Source organism: Virgibacillus xinjiangensis, from assembly GCF_042643145.1.
Taxonomy (GTDB): domain Bacteria; phylum Bacillota; class Bacilli; order Bacillales; family Amphibacillaceae; genus Virgibacillus_O; species Virgibacillus_O xinjiangensis.
Genome location: NZ_JBHRSA010000003.1, coordinates 65,883 through 87,619, shown reverse-complemented (window position 1 = coordinate 87,619; position 21,737 = coordinate 65,883). Strand labels below are relative to the sequence as shown.

Sequence of the window (21,737 nt, the reverse complement as noted above, 5' to 3'; positions counted from 1 at the left end):
TACCCCCTCGGGAGATAGGTTTTCCTGCACTCCAAGTATATCATCAGCAGGCCAGCAACTACGGTTGTTCACAAAGAGTTCGGCTGATGATCATCATTCTAGGGAGCCCATCAACAACCATGACGAGCTCACCACCAAAACGCTATTTCTTTGCCTGTTTCATCAAGAAGCTGACAAACATATCATCTCTGACCAGCCAGGCTTCCCGCTCTTTTTTGAGTGCTTTTTCCGCTTCCCAGAAATCCGGATAGGTTCCATCCATTGTCTTATAGTTGCGATCAATCACCCACTGTCCGTCCTGCTGCGGGTGCACGAAATAAAGGGCGTCACTGCGGTCCTGGTATAGGGAGCCAAAGGAAGATGCCTTGCGGTTATAGCGGTTCCGCCATGCATCTTCACGAAGCGGCTCCAGCGGGAACGCCTCCTGTACAAATGTCCGGAAAGCCTCTTCCGTCATCAGGCTGCCGGCCGCCTTTGCATGTCCCCCGCCACCATACTGGGCAGCGACTTCCGACACATCCACATCCTCATGAATTGTACGGAAACCCATCCGTTTGCCGCCCATATTCAAGATGACAATGTAGTCGAGATGGGGATAGTCCTTGCCGAGCTGATTTCCCAATTCCGAATGGTAGGATTCTGCATGGACGATCCCTGCATAATGGCTGCCCACTTTTTTCTGGATGAGCTGCCGGCGCTTTCTCCGTATATAGCGCTGGATTTTATTCTCTTCCATATCGAGCAGCCTTTTCTCGAAGTCATCAAAGTCGAAGGAAGTACTTTCTGCCAGCCGCTCCAGCATGGTCTGTTCAAATTCATCGATCGACACAAGGAAAAACAGCGCATTCAGCCGCTGTGCCTTCTGGTTGTCATTTGCTTCCCATTCCCATGTATCATACTGGCGCACCAGTTCTACGAATTCCTCTATCCCCTCGGAAGGTTCCAGATGACCTTCTGCCACCAGATGTTCATACAACAGGGCAGTTGCCGATTGCAGGTTTCCGTGCTCATTCTCTACCGTGACATCTGCCCAATCATAGGCATTGAGGGACAGAGCCGTCTTGTGATGATCGATCATCTGCACTTTCCCGCCGGATTGGTAAAATGCTTCCAATGCCTGCTCATTTTCTTCATTCACCGATAAGTCGGTGATGAATAGGAACGTGTCTTTATCCCCATTCTCCAGAAAATACTTCACTTCACGATCCAGACTGGAAACGGAGTTGTACCGGACATCCACATCCTTGCCGAATGCAAGTTTTGCTACGATGCCGCAGCCCACCCCATCCAAGTCATTATGTGAAAGCAATTTATACATATTCCTCACCTCTGCATGTAGTATGGATGAAACCCGGTGAAATTATTGCTCCATTGCAGTCATCCACCCCAAGTTTCCTACCTATGTATCTTTCCAATGATAACCATTGTACAGGAAATTGAACACCCCTGCTATAAACAGTTTCCATCAAATTGTTCTAAAATTGTACGTTTATCTCCAATTTTTGCCGGGTACTACACATCTAAGACACGAATCAACCGAAGGAGGGTATTCATTGGCAGATCAAAAGAATGGTACAGATATGTCCAGACGCCGTTTCCTGAAAAATTCCGGGTATGTCGCCGGCGGTGTCGTCGGTGGAGGACTTCTTGGTTCTCTGCTGGGTGTGAATATCGGAGATGATTCCCAACAGGCGACTACTTCTCCTCAGGAGCAGCAGACCAATCATCAACGGGCACTCATGTTCTTCACCAGGCAAAAAGATTTCAACGTGCTGAGTGCAGCTTCTGAACGTATATTCCCGGAGGATGATAACGGCCCTGGGGCCATCGGATTGGGAGTCCCTTACTTCATTGACCACCAGCTAGCCGGAAGCTATGGAAATAATGAAAAAGAATACATGCAAGGGCCATTCTATCCTGGTACCGATTATCAAGGGTACCAATCCAGGCTGAAACGCAAGGAAATATTCATGGAAGGAATCCGGGCGCTTGAACGGCAGAGCAATTCAGCTCATAACGCATCATTCACAGAGCTCGAAGGAGAGCAGCAGGATAAGATCTTGCAGAAATTTGAAAATAACGAAGTGAATCTGAAAGGCGTGACCAGCAGCGACTTTTTCGAATTGCTGCGTTCTGCGACCATTGCGGGCGCCTATGCCGATCCACTCTACAACGGAAATGATGACATGGAAGGGTGGAAAATGAAAGAGTTCCCAGGCCATCAGATGAGCTATCTGAACCAGATTGACAGTGAAGAATTTGTAGAAATCGAACCACAGGCATTGCAAAGCCAATTAGATTAAACAAAAAACGTAGATAAAGGAGGATACATATGGCAACCACTTTGGATAAAGTCCAAGTAGTTACCGTTGGTGTCGGCTGGACAGGCGGCATCATAGCAGCCGAATTGGCTAAGCAAGGAACCCAGGTGGTCGGACTGGAACGCGGACAAAACCGGTCCACCGAGGATTTCCAGATGATCCACGATGAGTATCGTTACGCGATCCGTCTCGGGCTCATGCAAGATGCATCTAGGGAGACGCTGACTTTCCGTAATAACAGAGATGAGCGGGCATTGCCGATAAGACAGTGGGGATCTTTCCTCCCAGGCGAAGGTGTCGGCGGTGCAGGTGTTCACTGGAACGGCCAGACCTGGCGTTTCCTGCCCTATGACCTGCAGATCAAATCCATGACCGATGAGAGATATGGGGAAAACAAACTGGGCAGCGAATATACCCTCCAGGACTGGGGGATCACCTATGAGGAACTGGAGCCGTATTTCTACCAATATGAACAGACAGCAGGAATCAGCGGAGAGGAAAACCCAATGGGCGCCCCACGCAGCAATGATTATCCAACACCGCCGATGAAAAGCACCCCACTCCTGGACCGATTCAAAAAGGCGGCCAGCAATTTGGGGCTGCATCCATTCCAGATGCCGTCGGCGAACCTTTCCGAGAATTACGAGAATCCGGATGGCCAGCAGATCAATGCCTGCCAGTACTGCGGGTTCTGTGAGCGGTTCGGCTGCGAATATGGAGCCAAGTCGACTCCAAATGTGACGGTGATTCCTACTGCACAGGAGACAGGGAATTTCGAACTGCGCACAGATGCCGATGTCGTAGAAGTCATCAAAGAAGGCGGCAGAGCAACGGGCGTACGGTACGTCGACTTGAAATCCGGTGAAGAATTCATCCAACCTGCAGATGTTGTCGTGATGACTAGTTATGTAATGAACAATACCCGGCTACTTCTGCAATCCGGATTGGGTGAACCGTATGATCCGGAAACAGGAACAGGAGTGATCGGCAAGAATTACTGCTACCAGATCCTTCCTGGAGCGACAGGCTATTTTGAAGAAGAGAAATTCAACACGTTCATGGGTGCCGGAGCCCTGGGTGCATCTGTTGACGATTATAACGGAGATAACTTCGACCATTCCGACTTGGATTTCATCCATGGCGGTGTCATGTCTATCACCCAAACCGGTCGCCGGCCGATTGCCAATAACCCAGTACCTAATGATACTCCATCTTGGGGAGCGGAATTCAAGGCCAAATCCCTGCATTATTTCAACCGTGCTCTTTCCATTGGGGCACAAGGAGCTTCCATGCCGCATAAGGACAACTATATGGACTTGGACCCAACCTATACCGATGTACATGGTAATCCACTACTCCGCTTGAACTATGACTTTACGGAACAAGACCGTAAATTGCATGAGCACTTGTCGGACCGGGCTGCCGAAATCATGAAAGAAATGGGCGCCGATACAGTAGAGAAAAAGAGCATGCCGGAGCATTATGATATTGTCCCATACCAGACCACTCATAACACGGGCGGTGTAATCATGGGAGGAGATCCGGAAACTTCTGCGGTCAACAACTACCTGCAGATGTGGGATCATGATAATGTATTTGTCGTAGGAGCTTCCGCCTTTGCCCATAACGGCGGCTACAATCCGACCGGAACCGTCGGCGCGCTAGCCTACCGAGCAGCAGAAGGCATCCAGCAATTCCTTGAGACGGATGGCCAATTGGTAAAAGCACCAGAAAAAACCAAATTGGTATGATACCAGGATTCTAGAACAGGATTCAGAAAAAAAGCAGGTCGACCTCTTAGGGGCGACCTGCTTTCTTCCTATAGAAAGGCATCCAGGTAATAATCTTCTTCTTGGGCGTACAAGACATTGCTGTCTTCCAGCTGTTTGCTGGCGATTTCATGTGCTTCCTGCTTGCTTTCCGCCTGGACGACCGTCCTTCTGATCAGACCTTCATCTGTCTGATACGTGATACAATACCCACTCATTGCCGTATAAACTCTCCTTTGATTTTTGTCACCATTTGTTCTTCTCCTATACTTTATAACATATTCTTATTTATTTCTATACTTATTAGAAATTATACATTTCTGTTCGTGCGGATGCCCGCCAAATCAAGAAAAATCGTCCCTATGAATTTTTGAGCTACATTTATTACAAATTGCAGTGTACCTCTATGTGCAACAAAATAGATTTTTTGTCGAACTTCCAGGAGGACAAGCTGAAGATAATGGATGTATCATATCCGTACCTCAGGCTTGATTTTTCTCGTTCATGGCCTCTATTACGAGAAATATATTCTTCAGGAAGGACTCCACTTGAGTGATATGGAAATGGTTTTTCACCATGGTGTATGTGTCCCTGTTCAAGTGACAGCCATCACACAACTTTTTCCATACCGGTGTCAACCAATCCTGCAGATATCCCAAGTGTCCTTCCACTTTCACATGCTCCAAAAAAAGAATCGGTGCTCCTGGTTTGCACACCCTGCCGATTTCTTGAAGCGCTTTATCCGGCTTCGGTATGGTGCAGAATACCAGGGTAGCTGCAACAACATCAAACGTGTTGTCTTCGAATGGCAAATGCTCAGCATCTGCTTTCAGCAATTGAATAGGAACGTTCGCTTCCTCCACTCTTGCCAATGATTTCTCTCTCATAGTATCGTCAGGTTCCACGGCAATCACTGTATCAGCTCTGTCATAATAAGGAAAATTCAATCCTGTCCCTGAACCGACCTCCAGGATGGTCCCTGTACGGCCGGATAACAGCTTACTGCGGAGCTTTCCTAAATATTTCTGTTCTAGTGGTTTCATCAGCGGATCATATAATTTGGGGAAGTAGGTACCCATCTTCAACCCTCCATCCAGCTTTTCTTTTCCTCATAAAAAGCCGGACCCCTGGAGGGACCGGCTTCCTATTATGCTACATCATAGCCTTGATCTTCTACTGCTTCACGCATGTCTTCCTTGGTAACTTTGCCTTCTTCATGCGTAACCGTCACTTTGCCACTGGCAAGATCGACTTCTGCGCTTTGGACGCCATCCAATTCTTTCAACGCTCCTTCTACAGACATCTTGCAGTGGCCACATGTCATTCCTTTTACATCCAATGTTGTTTCCATGTCTATTTCCCCTTTTCTTTTCTATTATATTTTAACCCGCTTCAATCGAAGGGAGTTAGTAACTACACTGACAGAACTGAGCGCCATGGCACCACCGGCAACCCATGGAGCCAGCAACCCCAACGCAGCAATCGGAATGCCTGCACTGTTATAGGCGAAGGCCCAGAACAGATTTTGGCGGATATTCTTGATCGTCGAATGGCTGAGCCTGATAGCCTTTGGAATCAGTAGCAGCTCACCGCCCAATATGGTGACGTCGGCTGCTTCAATGGCAACCTCTGTACCGGTGCCGATGGCAATACCGATATCTGCTACAGCGAGCGCTGGAGCGTCATTCACGCCATCCCCGACCATGGCTACCTTCTTGCCCTCGAGCTGGATTTCTTTGACTTTGTCCGCTTTTTCATTCGGCAGGACTTGCGCGATCACCTGGTCTATTCCGACCTGGCCGGCGATGGCATTGGCTGTCCGTTCATTGTCCCCGGTCAGCATCACCACCCGCAGTCCCTGCTCCTGCAATTGCCGGACAGCTTCAGGAGCCGTATCTTTGATAGTATCCGCTACAGCGACAATTCCTTGAAAAACATCGTCCACAGCTATCAGCATCGCCGTTTTTCCATCTATTTCATACATGGTAAGCTCACTTTCTGCATCATCGGTCGGAATGCCATGTTCGGCCAGCAGCTTTCTATTCCCGACAAGCACACGCTTACCGGAAATCACTGCTTCGATACCGTGGCCGGGTACTGCTTGAAATGCCTCGGCTTCTGCCAATTTCAAATCCTGCTCTGCTGCATAGGCCACAATCGCTTCTGCCAATGGATGCTCGGAGCCTTTTTCGGCACTTGCCAGCAGCCTCAATGTTTCTTCATCTGCCGTAAAATCCGTCACTTCCGGCTTCCCACGTGTTATGGTACCTGTTTTATCCAGCACAATGACATCCAGCTGATGGGTGCGTTCCAAATGTTCTCCGCCTTTGAACAAGATGCCCGACTCAGCGCCTTTGCCGGTCCCGACCATGATGGAAGTCGGCGTAGCCAACCCGAGGGCACATGGGCAGGCAATCACTAGGACTGCAATGGCGGCTACCAGGGCAGGCTCCACATTGCCAGGCGACACCAAGGTGATCCAAATGAGAAACGTGACGAAAGCTATGCCGACAACAATGGGTACAAAATAGCCGGAGATGATATCGGCCAGCCGCTGGATTGGTGCTTTGGAACCTTGCGCATCCTCTACTGCTTTGACAATGGAGGCAAGTGCCGTATCCTTGCCGACCTTGGTCGCTTCCATTTCAATGCTGCCATTCTTATTGAGTGTCGAACCGATGACGGCCGCCTGTTCGTCCTTCTCGATCGGGATGGACTCACCGGTCAACATGGACTCATCCACCGATGTCCTGCCCTTTACTACGATACCATCCACGGGTATCTTCTCGCCTGGCTTGATGAGAAGCCGGTCACCGACCGCAACCTCTTCCACCGGGACCATCACTTCTTCCCCGTCCCTGATGACACGCGCCTGTTTAGCCTGGAGATTGAGGAGTTTGGAAATGGCCATCGTCGTCCTTCCTTTTGCCGTCATTTCCAAATACTTGCCGAAAAGGATCAGGGTAATGATGATGGCACTTGTTTCAAAATATAAATGCGGCATATAGCCGGGATTCCCGATGGTTCGGAATGCTTCATAAAGGCTGTAAAAATACGCTGCACTGGTACCGAGCGCCACCAGCACATCCATATTGGCACCACCGCTTCGGAGATTTTTGTATGCTCCTATATAAAACTGCCAGCCGATGCCAAATTGGATCGGTGTAGCAAGAACCAACTGAAACCAAGGATTCATCAGAATGCCCGGTAATGCTATGCCGAACAGATGGTCAAGCATGGTAATCAGCAATGGAAGCGTCAAGATGGCCGAGGCGATCAATTTCTGTTTCATCCGCTGCAGCTGTTTCTCTTTTTGTGATTGTTTTTCTGCTTTATCCGCTTTCGGCTTGGCATCATAGCCGAGCTTTTGAATCCTTCCGATAATGTCTGCTTCCTCCACCATCCCCGGATTATATTCAATCGAGGCACTTTCCGAAGCAAGGTTCACACTTGCTTGGCTGATGCCTTCCTGCTTATTCAGCACCTTTTCAATCCGGCTAGAACAAGCGGCACAAGTCATGCCTGTCACATCGAATTCCACTTTCTCTGTCTGGACACCGTATCCAAGCTTCTCTATCCGGTTCGTGATGTCCTCTACAGATACTTCTTCTGGCTGGTAGTCGATGCTCGCCTTCTCTGTCGTCAAGTTGACCTGGGCATCGACACCCTCCATCTTGTTCAGCACTTTTTCAACCCTGGTGGAACAGGCAGCACATGTCATGCCCGTCACACCGATATCCATATGTTTTGCTTCGCTCATTTCTTTCCCTCCTTTACTTGGAGAACTGTTTCATAACCTGGAGAAGCTCATCAATCGCTGCTTCGCCTTCCCCGGATTGCACTGCATGGCTGACACAGTGTTTTGCATGGCGTTCTGCAACGGTGAATCCAACCTTTTTCAACGCAGCATTTATCGCACTGATCTGGACCAGGATGTCGACACAATAACGATCATCTTCGACCATTTTCTGGATCCCCCGTACCTGTCCTTCAATCCGCTTCAGCCGGTTAACTACCTGCTGCTTTTCAGCGTCCGTACGGGGGGTAATCGGGTGTTCATGCAGAAATTCATCCATGTGCTTCACTTCCCTTTGTGGTTTTCTAACTATAGGATACCCCCCTATCGTATGAAAGTCAATAAATTAGCAGTGACACTTATGTTAAGAAACTGTGCAGTTTTTGTGGAATTCATGCAAGTGAGTTTAAGGGGGCATGGAACGTGAAACATATAACAGTAAGAAATCATGAAGGAGGAATAAAATATGGCACATCAACAATATCAGGAACTGCTGGAGACATTACATGAGTGTATGGAAGAATGTAATCACTGCTTCGATGCATGTCTGAAAGAAGACGATGTCAAAATGATGGCAGAATGCATCCGTTTGGACAGGGAATGCGCTGACATTTGCAGCTATCTGGAACAAGCCATTTCCCGTAATTCCCCATATGTTTCCGAACTGGCTTCCGTCTGCGCCAAAATCTGTGAAGACTGTGGAAATGAATGTAAAAAACATGACCATGACCATTGCCAGAAATGTGCAGATGCCTGCTTCAAATGTGCAGAAGCTTGCAAGAAAGTAGCATAATACTTCGTTTACTATAGTCAAATAGGAACGTCACCGGTAAATCACCGGTGCCGTTTTAGTTTTATATTGGCTAAGAAGAAAGCTTGCCATTCTGGGAAAGCCATTTATAGCCGACCCCCCATACCGTTTTAACATGCTCGTCCACCGGAAAGCCGGATTCACGGATTTTTTCCCGCATGTTCCTGACATGGGAATCTACTGTCCTGCCTTCCGTCTCCGCATTGATCCCCCAAACAGCATCAAGCAGCTGTTCTCTGCTGAAGACCTTATCAGGATTTTTCATCAATAGTCCCAGCATCTCAAACTCCTTAGGCGTCAACTTTATAGGCTCTTTATGATAGGTTAGCTGGTGACGGTCCTTTTCCCAGACTAGCCCATTCCATTCGATCCTCGATTGTGATGCTCTCCTCCGCAACAGTGCCTCCATCCTGGCAAGCAGTTCCTCTTCATCAAATGGCTTTGTGATATAATCATCAGCCCCGATACGTAATCCTTTAACAATATCCTCCTGCTGTTCTCTGGCCGTGAGCATAATGACAGGGACATCAGAGAACAGCCGAATCTTCCGGCAAAGTTCCCACCCGTCTATTTCCGGCATCATGATATCAAGCAAAACAATATCAAATGTCTCTTGGTCCAAGTATTGCAAGGCATCCTCGGCCCCATATGCTTTTACACATATATAATCGTACGGTTGAAGATAAAGATCCAGAAGGTCCACCATCCGCTGCTCATCATCCACTAACAGGACTTTATGCAAGGTCGTTCCCCCTCTCGATATATATGGTCACTTTTGTTTCTTTCCCAGGCTGGCTCGTCATTTCTATGGAACCTCCATGGGCTTCGACAATTTCTTTGGCGATGGAGAGTCCTAATCCGGCCCCTCCTGCGGCACGGGAACGGGATTTCTCCACCCGGTATAAACGGTTGAATACATAGGGAAGCTCTTCTTTAGGGATCCCCTCCCCCGTATTGGTGATGGAGAGACGTACATCCCTCTCCACAGGGCTGGCTGTCAGATAAACGACACTATATGGATCCGCGTGTTTTCCCGCATTATCAAGGATATTCAACAATACCTGCTGGAAACGCTCGGGATCCGCTCTCATTGTAATTTCTTCCGGGCAGGATACAGATAAGCTGATATCCTTTTCTGCAAACACTGGCTCTACTAGTCCCACAATAGACTGGAGGAAGGTGTCCAGCCGTACAACTTGCTTGTTGATCACAAACTTATGCTGGTCCATTTTCGCCAGATCGAAAAGATTTTTAACCAGTGTGGCCAATTGTTCCGTCTCCTCGCGGATGATGTGGATATAAGACTCTCTGTCCTTCTCGGAGAGGTCCTTCCTCGTCAGAATATCTGCATAGCCTTTAATATAAGTCATCGGGGTCCTCAGTTCATGCGAAATACTGGAGAAAAATTCCCTCCGTTCCCTCTTCATCCTTTCCAAGTCATCGGAAAGGGTGCTGATTGAATTGGCTAATTCCCCTAACTCATCCCCTCGTCCCGTCTGGAGTTTCACTTTGTTCCTCCCTTTACTGAGCTGCTCGGTCGCTTCTTTCATCTGGATCAACGGGTATGTGATAAATCTGGATAAGATGAAAATGGTAGCGATGGTAATTCCTACAGTAAGGAAACCGATCACGATGAATTGATCACTCAGTTGATCCAGCACCCTTTTTACATGTTTGGTATCCGCAAACATGAAGACATGGCCTTTATGCTGTCCGTTCAAAGTAATGGGACTGTCGGTGGCTATATAGTTCCGTTCTTTCCAGCGTTCCTCTACCACTTCCCCCTCCCGGTCCGCATGATGATCCTCGGTATGTTCCATGACAGCCGTCATTTCCGGTACAAGGGGGTCAGAATGTGTTACAACGTTACCATCCTCATCGGTAATGATCACAATAAAATCGGAAGCAGCCTCCATCATTCCTACATGTTCCATCGTCTGCTCATCGAAATTGTCTTCCAGCACGTCCCGATGGGTATTCCCTCGTGCCAAAAGATTCTCCATCACTTCTTCCACCCGTGTGTTGGCCAGATTGATATACAATATAAAAAATAAAAGGATTTCCAAAATGGTAAGGAAAACCAAAAACAATAATCCTATTTTAAATGAAATTCTATTCAACATCTTCATAGCCTCTAGTCTTATATTTCCTTTTTGTAGCGGAGAGTCTCAGCAGGTTCCTCTGTCATACAGCGGGATTTTTCCCTTCTACGGATTGACCTCACGCCATTCTCCTCTCAATATAACGGACAGCCAAAAAGATTGCATCTCTAGCGAATCACGTAAAAAATTTGTAACAGCATCTGCATAGAAATTGCATAATTCTCGGGTAGAGTAATCATTGTACGCATAAAAAATACGTGCACAAAGGAGGAGCTTACAATGGATTGGAAGAAAATATGGGTGGGAATGACCGTGCTCGTACTTAGCTTTATGCTGGCTGCCTGTGGAGGAGGCAGCCAGGAGGAAACCGGCACAACGGAGACTAACGAAGGTACAGAGACGGAATCCACGGAAACGGAAAATGATGAAGGAGATGAAAGTTCGGAGGATAATACGGAATCCGCTGGAGAAGGCATGGAAGGACATAACCACTCAAGCTCCGGTGAAGTGCCGGACGAGCTGAAGGAAGCCGAAGATCCGACATATGAAACAGGAAGCACGGCCATTATCGAAGCAAGCCATATGAATGGGATGGAAGGTGCAGAAGCAACCATCTCCGGTGCTTATGATACCACTGCTTACGTAGTTTCCTATACACCTGTTGACGGTGGCGAACCGGTAGAGAACCATAAGTGGGTCATCCATGAAGAACTGGAAAATCCCGGCGATGAGCCAGTGGAAGCCGGGGAAGAGGTAACCTTGGATGCTGATCATATGCAGGGCATGGATGGAGCTGTTGCAGAGATAGACGAAGCAGTGGATACCACAGTTTATATGGTAGACTTCACTACTACCGGCGGAGAAGAAGTGACCAATCACAAATGGGTGACAGAGAGTGAATTAACCGCGGAATAATAGGTGAATGATCAACCCCTTCCAGGACGGAAGGGGTTTTTGAATGATATGGCTTAATTGGCAGGTTGGTGGAGCGGGGATGCCGGCGCCCGAGTTGGAGGTGCTGAGGCCCGAGCAGGAATTGCTGGGGCACGAGTGTGTGTGGGTGCGGCACGAGCGGAGGGGGCTGGCGCCCGAGTAGGAGTGACTGGCAAGCATGAGAGTTTCTATTAAAGAGAGTCAAATACAGATACCCTCCTGCACCTACTGGAGATTAATGCCTCGCAGGAATTGCCTCCCTCACCTCTTGGGAGGCAATTCCATATTCCTTCTAACGTTTACTATACTTCAGCAGGCAGTGCCTCCATCCTCTTTTTCCCTTTTGAACGGTTGAAACGGATCAGCCTCATCGCATTGAGGATGACGATCAGGACGCTTGCCTCGTGGATGAACATACCGGATGCCAGATGGATATCTCCCATCAGGACACCGATCAGCAGGACAAATACAATCCCGACCGCGAACAAGGTGTTCTGCTTCATGTTGCGGACCGTTGCTTTCGCTAGAGAATAAGCATGGGAGAACTGGTTCAGTTTGTCGGCCATCAGTACTACATCGGCCGTTTCCATGGAAATATCCGTTCCTCCCTCTCCCATCGCCAGACCGATATCAGCGACAGCGATTGCCGGTGCATCATTGATTCCATCACCCGCCATGGCCACCACATGGCCGGTTCGTTTGAGGTGCTGGACATATTCCACCTTCTGTTCCGGCAGCAGTTCTGCATGGAATGCATCCAGGCCGAGGCGGTCGGCTACAACCTCTGCCGTATGGCGGTTGTCTCCTGTCAACATGACCATCTGCTTGACACCATTCCTCCTCATGACAGTTAGTGCTTCTACCGCATCCTCACGAATTTGATCGGCAATGGAAATGATCCCGGCGATTTCCCCGTCAACCGCCGCGAATACAGCTGTATTTCCTTCTTTCTCTTTTGTGAGGGCATGGTTGTTGATTTCGTCCGGGATGAGGATTCCCTGTTTTTCCATCAATTTTCTATTGCCGATAGCCAGTTGTCGATCATCCACTATAGCCAAAAGTCCGTTTCCCTTCAAGACTTCTCCTTGCACGTCACCCTCAGCCAACTTGAGTTTCCTCGAAGCTGCTTCTCTGACAACCGTCTGTCCCAAATGATGCTCGGAGATAGTTTCCGCTTTAGCAGCAAGCCGTAGAAGTTCGGTCGAATCATGTCCGTTAAACACTTGGATGTCCGTCACTTCGGGTTTCCCCTTGGTGAGTGTTCCGGTCTTGTCAAAGACGATGGTATCTACCTTGGATAATTGATCCATGACTTCCCCACCCTTCAGTAGCACACCATGTTTCGCTCCATTGCCGATCCCCGCTACAGTGGAAACCGGTGCACCAATCACCAGGGCTCCCGGGCAGGCCACAACCAGAAACGTGATGGCGAGATGGAGATCTTTTGTCAGGGCGTAAACGAGGATGGACAACAAGACAACGGCCGGTGTATAGACATTGGCAAAGCGATTCAGAAACTTCTCTGTTTTCGATTTGGTCTCCTGAGCTTCCTCGACGAGTTCAATGATTTTGGCAAAGGTCGTGTCATCTCCGACTCTTTCAGCAATCACTTCTATATAGCCATGGTCGACGATCGTTCCACTGAAGACTTGATCCTTCTGCGTTTTCGCCGCTGGCACCGACTCACCCGTTATCGCTGCTTCATTCAACGATGCCTGGCCGGTGAGAACCCTGCCATCCACCGGCACTTTTCCGCCAGAGCGAATGACAATCGTCTCTCCTTCTTGAACATCCTCCACCGGAACGTTCACCTGATTTCCATCACGAATGACTACCGCTTCCTGTGGTGCCATATCAACCAGATCCTTCAACGATGAACGGGTCTTTTCCAATGTTCTCGCTTCCAAATAAGCCCCGAACAAGAAAAGGAACGTTACAGCTGCCGATTCTACATATTCTCCGATTAGGAGGGCACCCACCACCGCGATGGTTACCAGCAGTTCAATACTGAATGCCTTCATACGGAGCGCCTGGTATGCCTTGATGGCAATCGGCACGCCGGCAATGGCCGTTGCAGCCACCAACGTCCCCTGTCTCACTCCATCAAAACCGCCGATATAAGCAGCGAGCGCCGCCAGCAGCAGCAATCCCGAAACAGCAGTGATTTTATTGATTTGCTGATGGATCCAACCAATCATTATCATCTTCTCCTTTGTTGAGACAGCATTGCCGGTAAAAATCTATCTCTCTAAGATTTCCGGCTGCCATCTGTATTTCCTCATGGTTCCATCATACGACCAATGTCCGAAGAAATAATTGACCTGCATCAACTTCGACCCGATTTCTTATGGGTTCCTGGCAGTCCTCCGCTGGAAAGACTGCAGGCAGCCCTGTTGGACTGCCTGCATGATTATCTATGAGACTTTGGAAGACTGCACAGGATAGCCCAAATTGGAGATGGTCTCCTCCAGGTCTTTGGCTTTGACCTTGGATTCGTCATATTGTGCCTTCACCTTGCTTGAGTGAAATAGAACCTTTGCTTCAGAGACCCCTTCCATCCTACCTAATTTCCCTTCAATTTTTTTGATGCAGGATGGGCAAGTGAGTGGTTCCAATTGGAATTTTGCTGTTTTCATTGGGTATCTCTCCTTTGTTTTATTCTATCTTCAGTATAAGACGTCAGGCTTGTGGCTTCCTTGACGCAGGTCAAAATTTGAAGAAATTTGTGTTGGGGGTGTTTGGGGTTGGGGGCGGTGGCGCCTGAGTTGAGGTGGGTGTGGCACGTGTAAGGCTGGGTGGGGCACGAGTGGGAGGCGGTGTGGCACGGGTGAGGCTGGGTGGCGCCCGAGTTGAGGTGGGTGCGGCACGAGTGAGGCTGGGTGGCGCCTGAGTTGTGGCAAGTGCGGCATGTGTGAGCGGCGGCATGGCCCGAGTTGGGACGAAACGGACAACTCCATTAAACGAAACTGTCCGCTCAGTCATTTTCTTTTAAATAGTGTCAGCGGGCTTGTAAGATTTCTTCTTCCACTGGGCTCCTTATTGCTGTCTTCTGACTCTGGGACTCTTTTATAAAGAAGGTCAACCCAAAGCATAGAAAGGCAGCGGCCCCGATTGTGAGGAAGAAGAAAACGGGGTTAACCATATGGAGAACTGCCAGGAAACAGACCGATCCTATATTTCCATAGGCACCAACCATCCCCGACACCTGTCCCGTATTATTCTTTTTCACCAAAGGAACCAGTGAAAATACCGAGCCAGATGCTGCCTGCCCGACCATGGAACAGCACATCGTCAAGATGACTGCTATAACAACCGGCCAGTGGGAGGAAAGAAATGACATGCTGACATATAAAATCCCCAGAAGTAACAATAGTGTCATTAACACTCGCTTCCGTCCAAACTTATCACTGAGCCAGCCGCCTGCAGGGCGGGCAGCAAGATTTGTGAATGCAAAACTGCTGGCAATCATCCCGGCTCCTACAGCACCAAGCATAAACGTGTCTTGATAAAACATGGGCAACATGGATATAACAGCCAATTCTGCACCAAATGTGGCAAAATAGGAAATGCTTAAGATACTCACCTGACTCATGGAATATCTTTCTTCTCTTGGAATCTCCTTTTTCAAATGGGCCCAGTTGGCTGTCCATATCCTCACCGCTCGGGTCAGGTACAAGCCCCCCAGCAGGATATACAGTGCTATCACCCATTCTGCAGGAAGCATGGAAGTTCGCTGCAGTGACCAGACAAGTACCGCAAGTCCGCCATAAAGCGGGAATGAAGTCACCATCAGGAGGAAAAGGTCAGGTACACTGGTAACCTTCATGACACCGGAGGAAGAAGATTGCTTAAAATCCTTCCCGGCCGGAGAATCCTCCGCTGTAAAGTAATAAATAACTCCATAAACCAGGGCAATGACCCCTGTTAAAGCAATAGCAAATCTCCAGCCATTGTCTCCGCCGAAGATGAGAGCCACCCCAGGCAGGGAAAAGGCGGCCGCTGCCGATCCGAAATTTCCCCACCCGGCATAGATACCTTGTACAAACCCAGCCTGGCGCTGCGGGAACCATTCCGACAGCATGCGGATACCAACCACAAAACTCCCGCCAATTCCACCAAGCAGCAACCGGGAAACCAGCAGCTGACTGTATGAATTCCCGAAAGCGAACAGGAGACAGGGAATACTCATTACCATCAAGAGAATGGAAAAAACTTTCCTCGGTCCGAACCGGTCCACCCACTGTCCCATTATAACCCTCGCCGGGATGGCCAGAGCCAGGTTCACCAGCATCAACACCCCTATTTCATCCCTCGACAGTCCCATCTGTTCCATGATGAGGGATTGGAAAGGTGCCATATTGAACCAGACTAGGACACTTACAAAAAATGCCAGTGTAGTCAGGAAGAGAATCTGTCTGTTACCTTGATATGTGTTCGGCATAGTATCCTCCTTCTCAGCATAAATTTCAAGTATGTGACATAACCTATCAGTCCTGAGCAGGACTGATATTGACTGCTGTGAGTTTCAGACCAGGCATTCTGCAGGCAGGATCCAGGTCATTTGCGACAAGCTGGTTCACATTCTGCGTCTGTGTCCAATGAAAAGGGACGAACACCGTATCCTTCCTGATCTTATCTGAGCACCTGCTTCTCACCACGACACTGCCTCTTTTTGACTGGACCCTTACCAATGCCCGATCCTTCAATTGATACTTTTTTGCGGTATCCGGGTGGATTTCCACGAAAGATTCGAAATCCCTTGCTGCCAGGGAGGCGCTCCTTCTCGTCTGTTCCCCTGTCAAGTACTGGGACATCACTCTTCCCGTCGTTAAGAAGAGAGGAAATTCATCCGTAGGTGTTTCTTTCGGTACCTCGGGTACATGGGAGATAACTGCCATCTCTGCTTTCCCATCCAGGTGCGCAAAGGAAGATTCAAACAGTCGTTGCGTACCCTTGTGGCTCTCATCCGGGCAGGGCCAGAGCACCCCCGAGTTCTCCCGCAGTTTTTGGTAGGTTATTCCATAATAATCTGCTTTTCCTCCCCTGCTTGCGATCCTCAGCTCTTCAAAGATTTCCTCTGCAGAGCGGTAAGGGAAGTACTTGCCTTTCCCGAGGACCTCTGCCATATCACAAATGATCTGCCAGTCATTCCTCACTTCTCCCGGCAGCGGCCGTTTCGCTTCCCTAAGTGTCACTCTCCCTTCTACATTGGTCATGGTACCTTGATCTTCCAAATAAGAGGACGCCGGCAGAATCATGTCAGCCAATTTGGCCGTTTCCGACACGAACATATCGGCCACAACCAAAAACTTCAATTTCTTTAACGCTTTTTCTACAAAATTTGCATTTGGTTGAGAGATCAGCGGATTGGAACACATCAGGAACATGCCGGTGATCGTCCCTTCATCGATCCGCTCAACCATCTCATAAGCGGAAACCCCCTTGCCCGGCAGGTCTTCCTCGCTGACTCCCCAAATGCCGGCAATATACTCGCGATCGGCCTTATTTTCTATAGAACGATATCCGGGAAGCTGGTCCGCTTTCTGTCCATGCTCTCTGGCTCCCTGGCCGTTGCCCTGCCCGGTAATCGCCCCATAACCGGAGTAAGGTCTGCCTATATTCCCGGTTGCAAGCAGGATATTGATATAACCGCGGACTGCAGCTGTCCCGTCTGTCTGCTGTTCAATCCCTCTGGCTGTGAAAATCATACCGGTTGCTTCCTGCCCGAATATAACCGCTGCCTGGTATAATTGTTCTTTGGAAACTCCTGTGATTTGTGCACATTCTTCCAGATCAAAAGAGGCAAGACTTTCTTTTACTTCCTCAAAACCATGGACCCGCTCCTTGATGAATGTTTCATCTGTTAATCGTTCCTCGATAATTATCTTGAGCAGCCCGTTGACCAGCGCAACATCGGAACCCGGCTTATTTTTCAAATGGAGATCCGCCATTTCTGTGGTAGCCGTTTCCCTCGGATCCACCGCAATAATATAAGCCCCATTATCCTTCGCCTCTTCAAAATAGGGCAAAATTGTCGGCTGGCATTCTGCTATATTTGTCCCTGCCAGTATGATGGTGCGTGTATATGGAATTTCATCCAAGCTGTTGGTAAACCCACGATCCATCCCAAAGGACTGGTTGGCTCCAGTAGCTGCAGAAGCCATACACAGACGGCCATTGTAGTCAATATGCCTGGTCCTTAGTGCTACGCGGGCAAATTTCCCTAATAGATATGCCTCCTCATTGGTGACCGAGGCGCTTCCATAAACAGATAAGGCATCCAGGCCGTCTTCCTGTTGAATGGAGGTGAACTCCTGCCTGATACGTTCCAGTGCCTCCCGCCATGAAACCGGCACAAATTCTCCATCCACTTTCATCAAGGGATGTTTGACCCGTTCACTACTGAGTGCGTGCTGATGGGCATTATTTCCTTTAATGCAGAGCCGCCCTCCTGTTGTCGGATTATCCTTCCCTATGGTTTTGTACGTTTTCCTGGAAACAACCGTCTGTTCAATCAACTGCATTTTGCACTGCATGCTACAGAAAGGACATTGAGAATCATAGACTTCCTCCTTCTGTACCTCCTGCTGCTTTGAGCGAAAATATTTCAACATTAACTCCGTCAAGCTGCTTCACCTTTCTCTCCTATGATTGATCAGCTTCTTTCATCAAGTACTGACCGTGGTCAGGGAGCTCTTTCTTTGTGTAACCGCTGCATCCATTCCTTTTAATAGAAGATCCCGGGATTCCTTATCGAATAGTGCCTCACGGATAGGCACAAGCCCTACCCGACCGATCCACTCCCATGTCCTTTCTTTATAGTTGGCGGACTCCCGGTAATATTGAACAAATGCCAGGATCATCTGAATAACTTCTTCATCCGTTTCCACCACACATAGTAATTCCCCGGGTCGGGCGTTCCTGCCGCTGCTGCCTCCAGTATAAATCTCCCAACCTCTATCGATTTTTATTGCCCCTGCATCCTTGGTGGTCGATCCGGCTCCATTATGGACACAGGCGGAAATGCCGATCTTCACTTGGTAAGGTGTTTTAAGAAACTCCATTTTCTGTTCCAACACACCAGCCACATAAACGGAAGGCTCTTTATCACACCTGCATATATGCTCCCCAATACTGGTTTTAATTGTTTCGACACAATGACCTGCACGCGAAATAAGCGGCATATTCAGTTCCTGGCACACATTCGATAGATTCCTCTCTCCTATCCCCGACAGATGGATTCGCTGATCCCCTGCAACGGCAAGCCGGATCAGCGGATATCTCTCCACCACTTTATAGATCCGTTTCAGCTGTTCTGCTTCGAGCACACCACCGTACAGTTGTGGCACGACCTCATATGTACCATCACTTAGCCGGGCCGCATTCATGCACTCGTTCAGATAGATGGTCTCCTCCGGGGTTTCATATTCCGGATAGATCATATCCAGATAGTAGTCGAGTGCAGGTTGGCAGACGCCACAGCCTTCCTCTTTTCTCCAGCCAAGCTCCTCCCTGACTTCCTGTGCAATCTTTAAATTTCTGCGCTGGATCTGCTCGACAACTTCTTCTTCTGTCAATGTGGTACAGCTGCATAACGCTTCCGAACCAATCCCTTCAGCAAAATAGTCACTATGGATATAATCGAGCAGCTCTGATACTACAGGCCTGCACCCCCCACAAGAACTGGATGCCTTTGTGCAGGTTTTCACATCTTCTACAGTAGAGAGATCGTTCTCCTGTACAGAGCGGATAATAGCTGCCTTGGAAACACTATTACAGGTACAGACATGTTCCCCAGGTGGAAGAACGGCGACATAGGAGTCGGCTGGGTCAGTTGGTTCCAGTAGATGAGCCTTATCCTGATCGGGCACTACCTTCCGTTTAGTGATAGCTTCCAACAGCCTGGGACCTTGGCCCACATCCCCGAACAGGACAAACCCTGCCACTCTATTTCCTTGAAAAATAACTTTTTTATATACTGATTCGATCCCATTTTGATAGTGGATTTCCTTCGTAGAAGCATCTGTAGTTAACTGTCCAGCGGAGAACACTTCAACTCCGGAAATCTTCAATTGGGTGGAGAGTGTTGAACCATGATATCCATTGGTGGGCTTTCCACATAGATGCTTGGCAAGCACCTCTCCCTGTTGATAGAGCGGGTTCACCAGGCCATATACCATTCCTCTGTGCTCTACACATTCTCCAATGGCATAGATCTCCCGGCTGTCGGTCTGCATGTAATCATCCACGATAATGCCGCGGTTGACAGCGATGCCGCTGTTTTTGGCCAATTGATTATTCGGCCGGACACCTGTAGCCATTACAATCAAGCCGGCTTCAATATAGGTGCCGTCTTTAAAGCGGATTCCTTCCGCCTTCTCCTCCCCCATAATTTCCTCAGAAACCTTATTCATCAAAAAGTTCATCCCCTGGCTTTCCAGTTCCCCCTGCAGCATTCGAGAAGCCTCGGCATCGAGCTGTTTCTCCATCAAGTATTCATTTATGTGTACAACATCCACATGCATGCCGAGATTTAACAATCCTTTTGCTGCCTCCAAGCCGAGCAGGCCACCGCCGATGACCACCGCTTTTTTGCTATCTCTAGAGGCTTCCATCATCCTTTGGCAGTCTTCGATGGTTCGAAACGCCATGACCCCTTGCTTGTCTGCTCCTGGTATCGGCAGCATAAATGGCGAAGAACCTGTAGCAATGATCAGTTTGTCATACACTGCCTCCCTATGTTTATCTGTTTTTACTATCTTCTTTTCCTTATCAATTGCCAGGACAGTTTCTCCAGTGTAAAGCTGAATATTATTCCTTTGATACCAGTTATCCTGATGGATAAAAATGTCATGAACCGATGTTTCCCCCTGAAGGACAGAAGAGAGCATGAGTCTGCTGTAGCCTGCATGCGGCTCCCTGCCAAAAACGGTGATTTCATAACGTTCTGGGTCCTCCTCCAATATATTCTGCAGACAACGCACGCCTGCCATTCCATTCCCGATCATGATCAGTTTTTGCTCTCCCATTCCTAAATGACCTCCATCTGGCTATCAACATACGTTGAACAGTACGCTGAATGATGACAAAAGATATTAATATGAAGATATATACCGATGAATACTGCTGTTTTGCAACCATTTCTCCAATAGCATCAAGAAGTTAATATACTTGATGGAACATCTGTTGCCCGGCCATGACCATTCATCTGTTTCAGCAGTTCGATCCTTTCTTTGAATTGAATGACTTCGCCGATCACAATCATCGCCGGGTTCTCTATCTGTTCCCTTTCCGCTACATCGACGATGGAATCCAGGGTTCCTATGACCGTTTTTTGCAGGTTGGTTGTTCCCTGCTGAATAATCGCTGCCGGAGTGTCTTTCGGTTTCCCATGCTTTAACAGCTCATGCCGTATATAAGGGAGGTTTCCCACCCCCATATAGATGGCCAGTGTATCAACTGCGGTCACGAGACTTTCCCACTTTACATCAGCAGGTTTTCCAGTGTTGCAGTGTCCGGTGACAATGGCAAATGAATTTCCGAGCTCCCGATGGGTAATAGGAATGCCTGCATAGGCCGGCGCTGCAACCCCGGCGGTGATACCCGGAACCACCTCATAATCCATGCCTGCTGCTGCCAATGCTTCTGCCTCCTCTCCTCCCCGTCCGAAGACGAATGGATCTCCACCTTTCAGCCTGACAACTGTTTTTCCCTGCTTGGCATACCTCACCAACAATTCATTAATTTTTTCTTGTTTCATCATATGGAGGGTTGGAAATTTTCCACAGTAAATGCAGTCAGCACCTTGCTTGGATTCCTCCAGTAGCTCAGGATTCACCAGCCGGTCGTATAAAATTACATCCGCTTCTCTCACACACTTCCATGCCTTTATTGTGATTAATTCCGGGTCACCTGGTCCGGCCCCGACTAAATAGACTTTACCCATCCTGCTCCTCCTTCGATTCTGCCGGTTACTACGTGATCACCTTTCTCGTGACGCAAATG

18 protein-coding genes are annotated in these 21,737 nt (G+C 48.6%); 4 read left to right on the top strand and 14 right to left on the bottom strand.

What is annotated here, in order from left to right; translation table 11 throughout:
- Positions 1-142: 142 nt before the first annotated feature.
- Positions 143-1,318 (bottom strand): DHH family phosphoesterase, encoded by a 1,176-nt coding sequence (locus tag ACFOGI_RS00515; RefSeq protein ID WP_390266779.1) that lies wholly within the window; start codon positions 1,316-1,318, stop codon positions 143-145.
- Positions 1,319-1,553: 235 nt separating this feature from the next.
- Between ACFOGI_RS00515 and ACFOGI_RS00510 the strand changes: the two genes are divergently transcribed.
- Both ACFOGI_RS00510 and ACFOGI_RS00505 read left to right on the top strand, forming a co-directional pair.
- Positions 1,554-2,303, top strand: coding sequence for a gluconate 2-dehydrogenase subunit 3 family protein (locus ACFOGI_RS00510; RefSeq protein WP_390266776.1), 750 nt, complete (start codon positions 1,554-1,556; stop codon positions 2,301-2,303).
- Between the two features lie 29 nt (positions 2,304-2,332).
- Entirely contained in the window at positions 2,333-4,072 is a 1,740-nt protein-coding gene (locus tag ACFOGI_RS00505) for a GMC family oxidoreductase (RefSeq protein WP_390266773.1), read from the top strand.
- Positions 4,073-4,140: 68 nt separating this feature from the next.
- Here ACFOGI_RS00505 and ACFOGI_RS00500 read toward each other — a convergent pair whose 3' ends face one another.
- From ACFOGI_RS00500 to ACFOGI_RS00480, 5 genes are all read right to left on the bottom strand, one after another.
- Positions 4,141-4,308 carry a hypothetical protein gene (locus tag ACFOGI_RS00500; RefSeq protein WP_390266770.1) on the bottom strand — a complete coding sequence of 56 codons (168 nt, stop codon included), beginning with the start codon at positions 4,306-4,308 and terminating at the stop codon, positions 4,141-4,143.
- Between the two features lie 264 nt (positions 4,309-4,572).
- A complete protein-coding gene (locus ACFOGI_RS00495) occupies positions 4,573-5,169 on the bottom strand; it encodes a class I SAM-dependent methyltransferase (RefSeq protein ID WP_390266767.1) in 597 nt (198 codons plus the stop codon).
- A gap of 68 nt (positions 5,170-5,237) precedes the next feature.
- The gene (gene copZ / locus ACFOGI_RS00490) at positions 5,238-5,441 is read right to left on the bottom strand and encodes a copper chaperone CopZ (RefSeq protein ID WP_390266764.1); all 204 of its coding nucleotides are present in this window, start codon (positions 5,439-5,441) and stop codon (positions 5,238-5,240) included.
- Between the two features lie 24 nt (positions 5,442-5,465).
- A complete protein-coding gene (locus ACFOGI_RS00485) occupies positions 5,466-7,850 on the bottom strand; it encodes a heavy metal translocating P-type ATPase (RefSeq protein ID WP_390266761.1) in 2,385 nt (794 codons plus the stop codon).
- A gap of 13 nt (positions 7,851-7,863) precedes the next feature.
- A complete protein-coding gene (locus ACFOGI_RS00480; RefSeq protein ID WP_390266758.1) occupies positions 7,864-8,166 on the bottom strand; it encodes a metal-sensing transcriptional repressor in 303 nt (100 codons plus the stop codon).
- 186 nt (positions 8,167-8,352) lie between these two features.
- On the opposite strand from ACFOGI_RS00480, the gene ACFOGI_RS00475 reads away from it, so the two are divergent.
- On the top strand, positions 8,353-8,679 hold the full coding sequence (locus ACFOGI_RS00475) for a four-helix bundle copper-binding protein (protein WP_390266755.1): 327 nt from the start codon (positions 8,353-8,355) through the stop codon (positions 8,677-8,679).
- 70 nt (positions 8,680-8,749) lie between these two features.
- Here ACFOGI_RS00475 and ACFOGI_RS00470 read toward each other — a convergent pair whose 3' ends face one another.
- Together ACFOGI_RS00470 and ACFOGI_RS00465 are read right to left on the bottom strand one after the other, a co-directional pair.
- Positions 8,750-9,439: a response regulator transcription factor gene (locus tag ACFOGI_RS00470; protein ID WP_390266753.1), complete on the bottom strand. Its 690-nt coding sequence runs from the start codon at positions 9,437-9,439 to the stop codon at positions 8,750-8,752.
- Entirely contained in the window at positions 9,432-10,820 is a 1,389-nt protein-coding gene (locus ACFOGI_RS00465) for a sensor histidine kinase (RefSeq protein ID WP_390266750.1), read from the bottom strand. The genes ACFOGI_RS00470 and ACFOGI_RS00465 overlap by 8 nt, the downstream gene beginning before the upstream one ends.
- Positions 10,821-11,078: 258 nt before the next feature.
- On the opposite strand from ACFOGI_RS00465, the gene ACFOGI_RS00460 reads away from it, so the two are divergent.
- A complete protein-coding gene (locus tag ACFOGI_RS00460) occupies positions 11,079-11,714 on the top strand; it encodes a YdhK family protein (protein ID WP_390266748.1) in 636 nt (211 codons plus the stop codon).
- A gap of 320 nt (positions 11,715-12,034) precedes the next feature.
- Here ACFOGI_RS00460 and ACFOGI_RS00455 read toward each other — a convergent pair whose 3' ends face one another.
- The 6 genes from ACFOGI_RS00455 to cobA form a co-directional block, all read right to left on the bottom strand.
- A complete protein-coding gene (locus ACFOGI_RS00455; RefSeq protein ID WP_390266746.1) occupies positions 12,035-13,930 on the bottom strand; it encodes a heavy metal translocating P-type ATPase in 1,896 nt (631 codons plus the stop codon).
- 216 nt (positions 13,931-14,146) lie between these two features.
- Positions 14,147-14,368, bottom strand: a complete 222-nt coding sequence (locus ACFOGI_RS00450; protein ID WP_390266744.1) for a heavy-metal-associated domain-containing protein — start codon at positions 14,366-14,368, stop codon at positions 14,147-14,149.
- 362 nt (positions 14,369-14,730) lie between these two features.
- Positions 14,731-16,173, bottom strand: coding sequence for an MFS transporter (locus ACFOGI_RS00445; protein ID WP_390266742.1), 1,443 nt, complete (start codon positions 16,171-16,173; stop codon positions 14,731-14,733).
- 46 nt (positions 16,174-16,219) lie between these two features.
- The gene (gene nasC, locus ACFOGI_RS00440) at positions 16,220-18,358 is read right to left on the bottom strand and encodes an assimilatory nitrate reductase catalytic subunit NasC (RefSeq protein ID WP_390266740.1); all 2,139 of its coding nucleotides are present in this window, start codon (positions 18,356-18,358) and stop codon (positions 16,220-16,222) included.
- 42 nt (positions 18,359-18,400) lie between these two features.
- A complete protein-coding gene (gene nirB / locus ACFOGI_RS00435) occupies positions 18,401-20,761 on the bottom strand; it encodes a nitrite reductase large subunit NirB (protein WP_390266738.1) in 2,361 nt (786 codons plus the stop codon).
- 125 nt (positions 20,762-20,886) lie between these two features.
- A complete protein-coding gene (gene cobA, locus ACFOGI_RS00430) occupies positions 20,887-21,678 on the bottom strand; it encodes a uroporphyrinogen-III C-methyltransferase (RefSeq protein ID WP_390266736.1) in 792 nt (263 codons plus the stop codon).
- Positions 21,679-21,737: the final 59 nt, after the last annotated feature.

Excerpts from the sequence above, each read along its gene's own strand:
- ACFOGI_RS00500 (WP_390266770.1), bottom strand. The coding sequence starts at position 4,308 with ATGAGTGGGTATTGTATCACGTATCAGACAGATGAAGGTCTGATCAGA.
- ACFOGI_RS00450 (WP_390266744.1), bottom strand. The coding sequence starts at position 14,368 with ATGAAAACAGCAAAATTCCAATTGGAACCACTCACTTGCCCATCCTGC.
- cobA (WP_390266736.1), bottom strand. The coding sequence starts at position 21,678 with ATGGGTAAAGTCTATTTAGTCGGGGCCGGACCAGGTGACCCGGAATTA.
- ACFOGI_RS00480 (WP_390266758.1), bottom strand. The coding sequence starts at position 8,166 with ATGGATGAATTTCTGCATGAACACCCGATTACCCCCCGTACGGACGCT.
- ACFOGI_RS00460 (WP_390266748.1), top strand. The coding sequence starts at position 11,079 with ATGGATTGGAAGAAAATATGGGTGGGAATGACCGTGCTCGTACTTAGC.
- ACFOGI_RS00495 (WP_390266767.1), bottom strand. The coding sequence starts at position 5,169 with ATGGGTACCTACTTCCCCAAATTATATGATCCGCTGATGAAACCACTA.
- ACFOGI_RS00485 (WP_390266761.1), bottom strand. The coding sequence starts at position 7,850 with ATGAGCGAAGCAAAACATATGGATATCGGTGTGACGGGCATGACATGT.
- ACFOGI_RS00515 (WP_390266779.1), bottom strand. The coding sequence starts at position 1,318 with ATGTATAAATTGCTTTCACATAATGACTTGGATGGGGTGGGCTGCGGC.
- ACFOGI_RS00475 (WP_390266755.1), top strand. The coding sequence starts at position 8,353 with ATGGCACATCAACAATATCAGGAACTGCTGGAGACATTACATGAGTGT.
- copZ (WP_390266764.1), bottom strand. The coding sequence starts at position 5,441 with ATGGAAACAACATTGGATGTAAAAGGAATGACATGTGGCCACTGCAAG.
- nirB (WP_390266738.1), bottom strand. The coding sequence starts at position 20,761 with ATGGGAGAGCAAAAACTGATCATGATCGGGAATGGAATGGCAGGCGTG.
- ACFOGI_RS00455 (WP_390266746.1), bottom strand. The coding sequence starts at position 13,930 with ATGATTGGTTGGATCCATCAGCAAATCAATAAAATCACTGCTGTTTCG.
- ACFOGI_RS00465 (WP_390266750.1), bottom strand. The coding sequence starts at position 10,820 with ATGTTGAATAGAATTTCATTTAAAATAGGATTATTGTTTTTGGTTTTC.
- ACFOGI_RS00505 (WP_390266773.1), top strand. The coding sequence starts at position 2,333 with ATGGCAACCACTTTGGATAAAGTCCAAGTAGTTACCGTTGGTGTCGGC.
- ACFOGI_RS00445 (WP_390266742.1), bottom strand. The coding sequence starts at position 16,173 with ATGCCGAACACATATCAAGGTAACAGACAGATTCTCTTCCTGACTACA.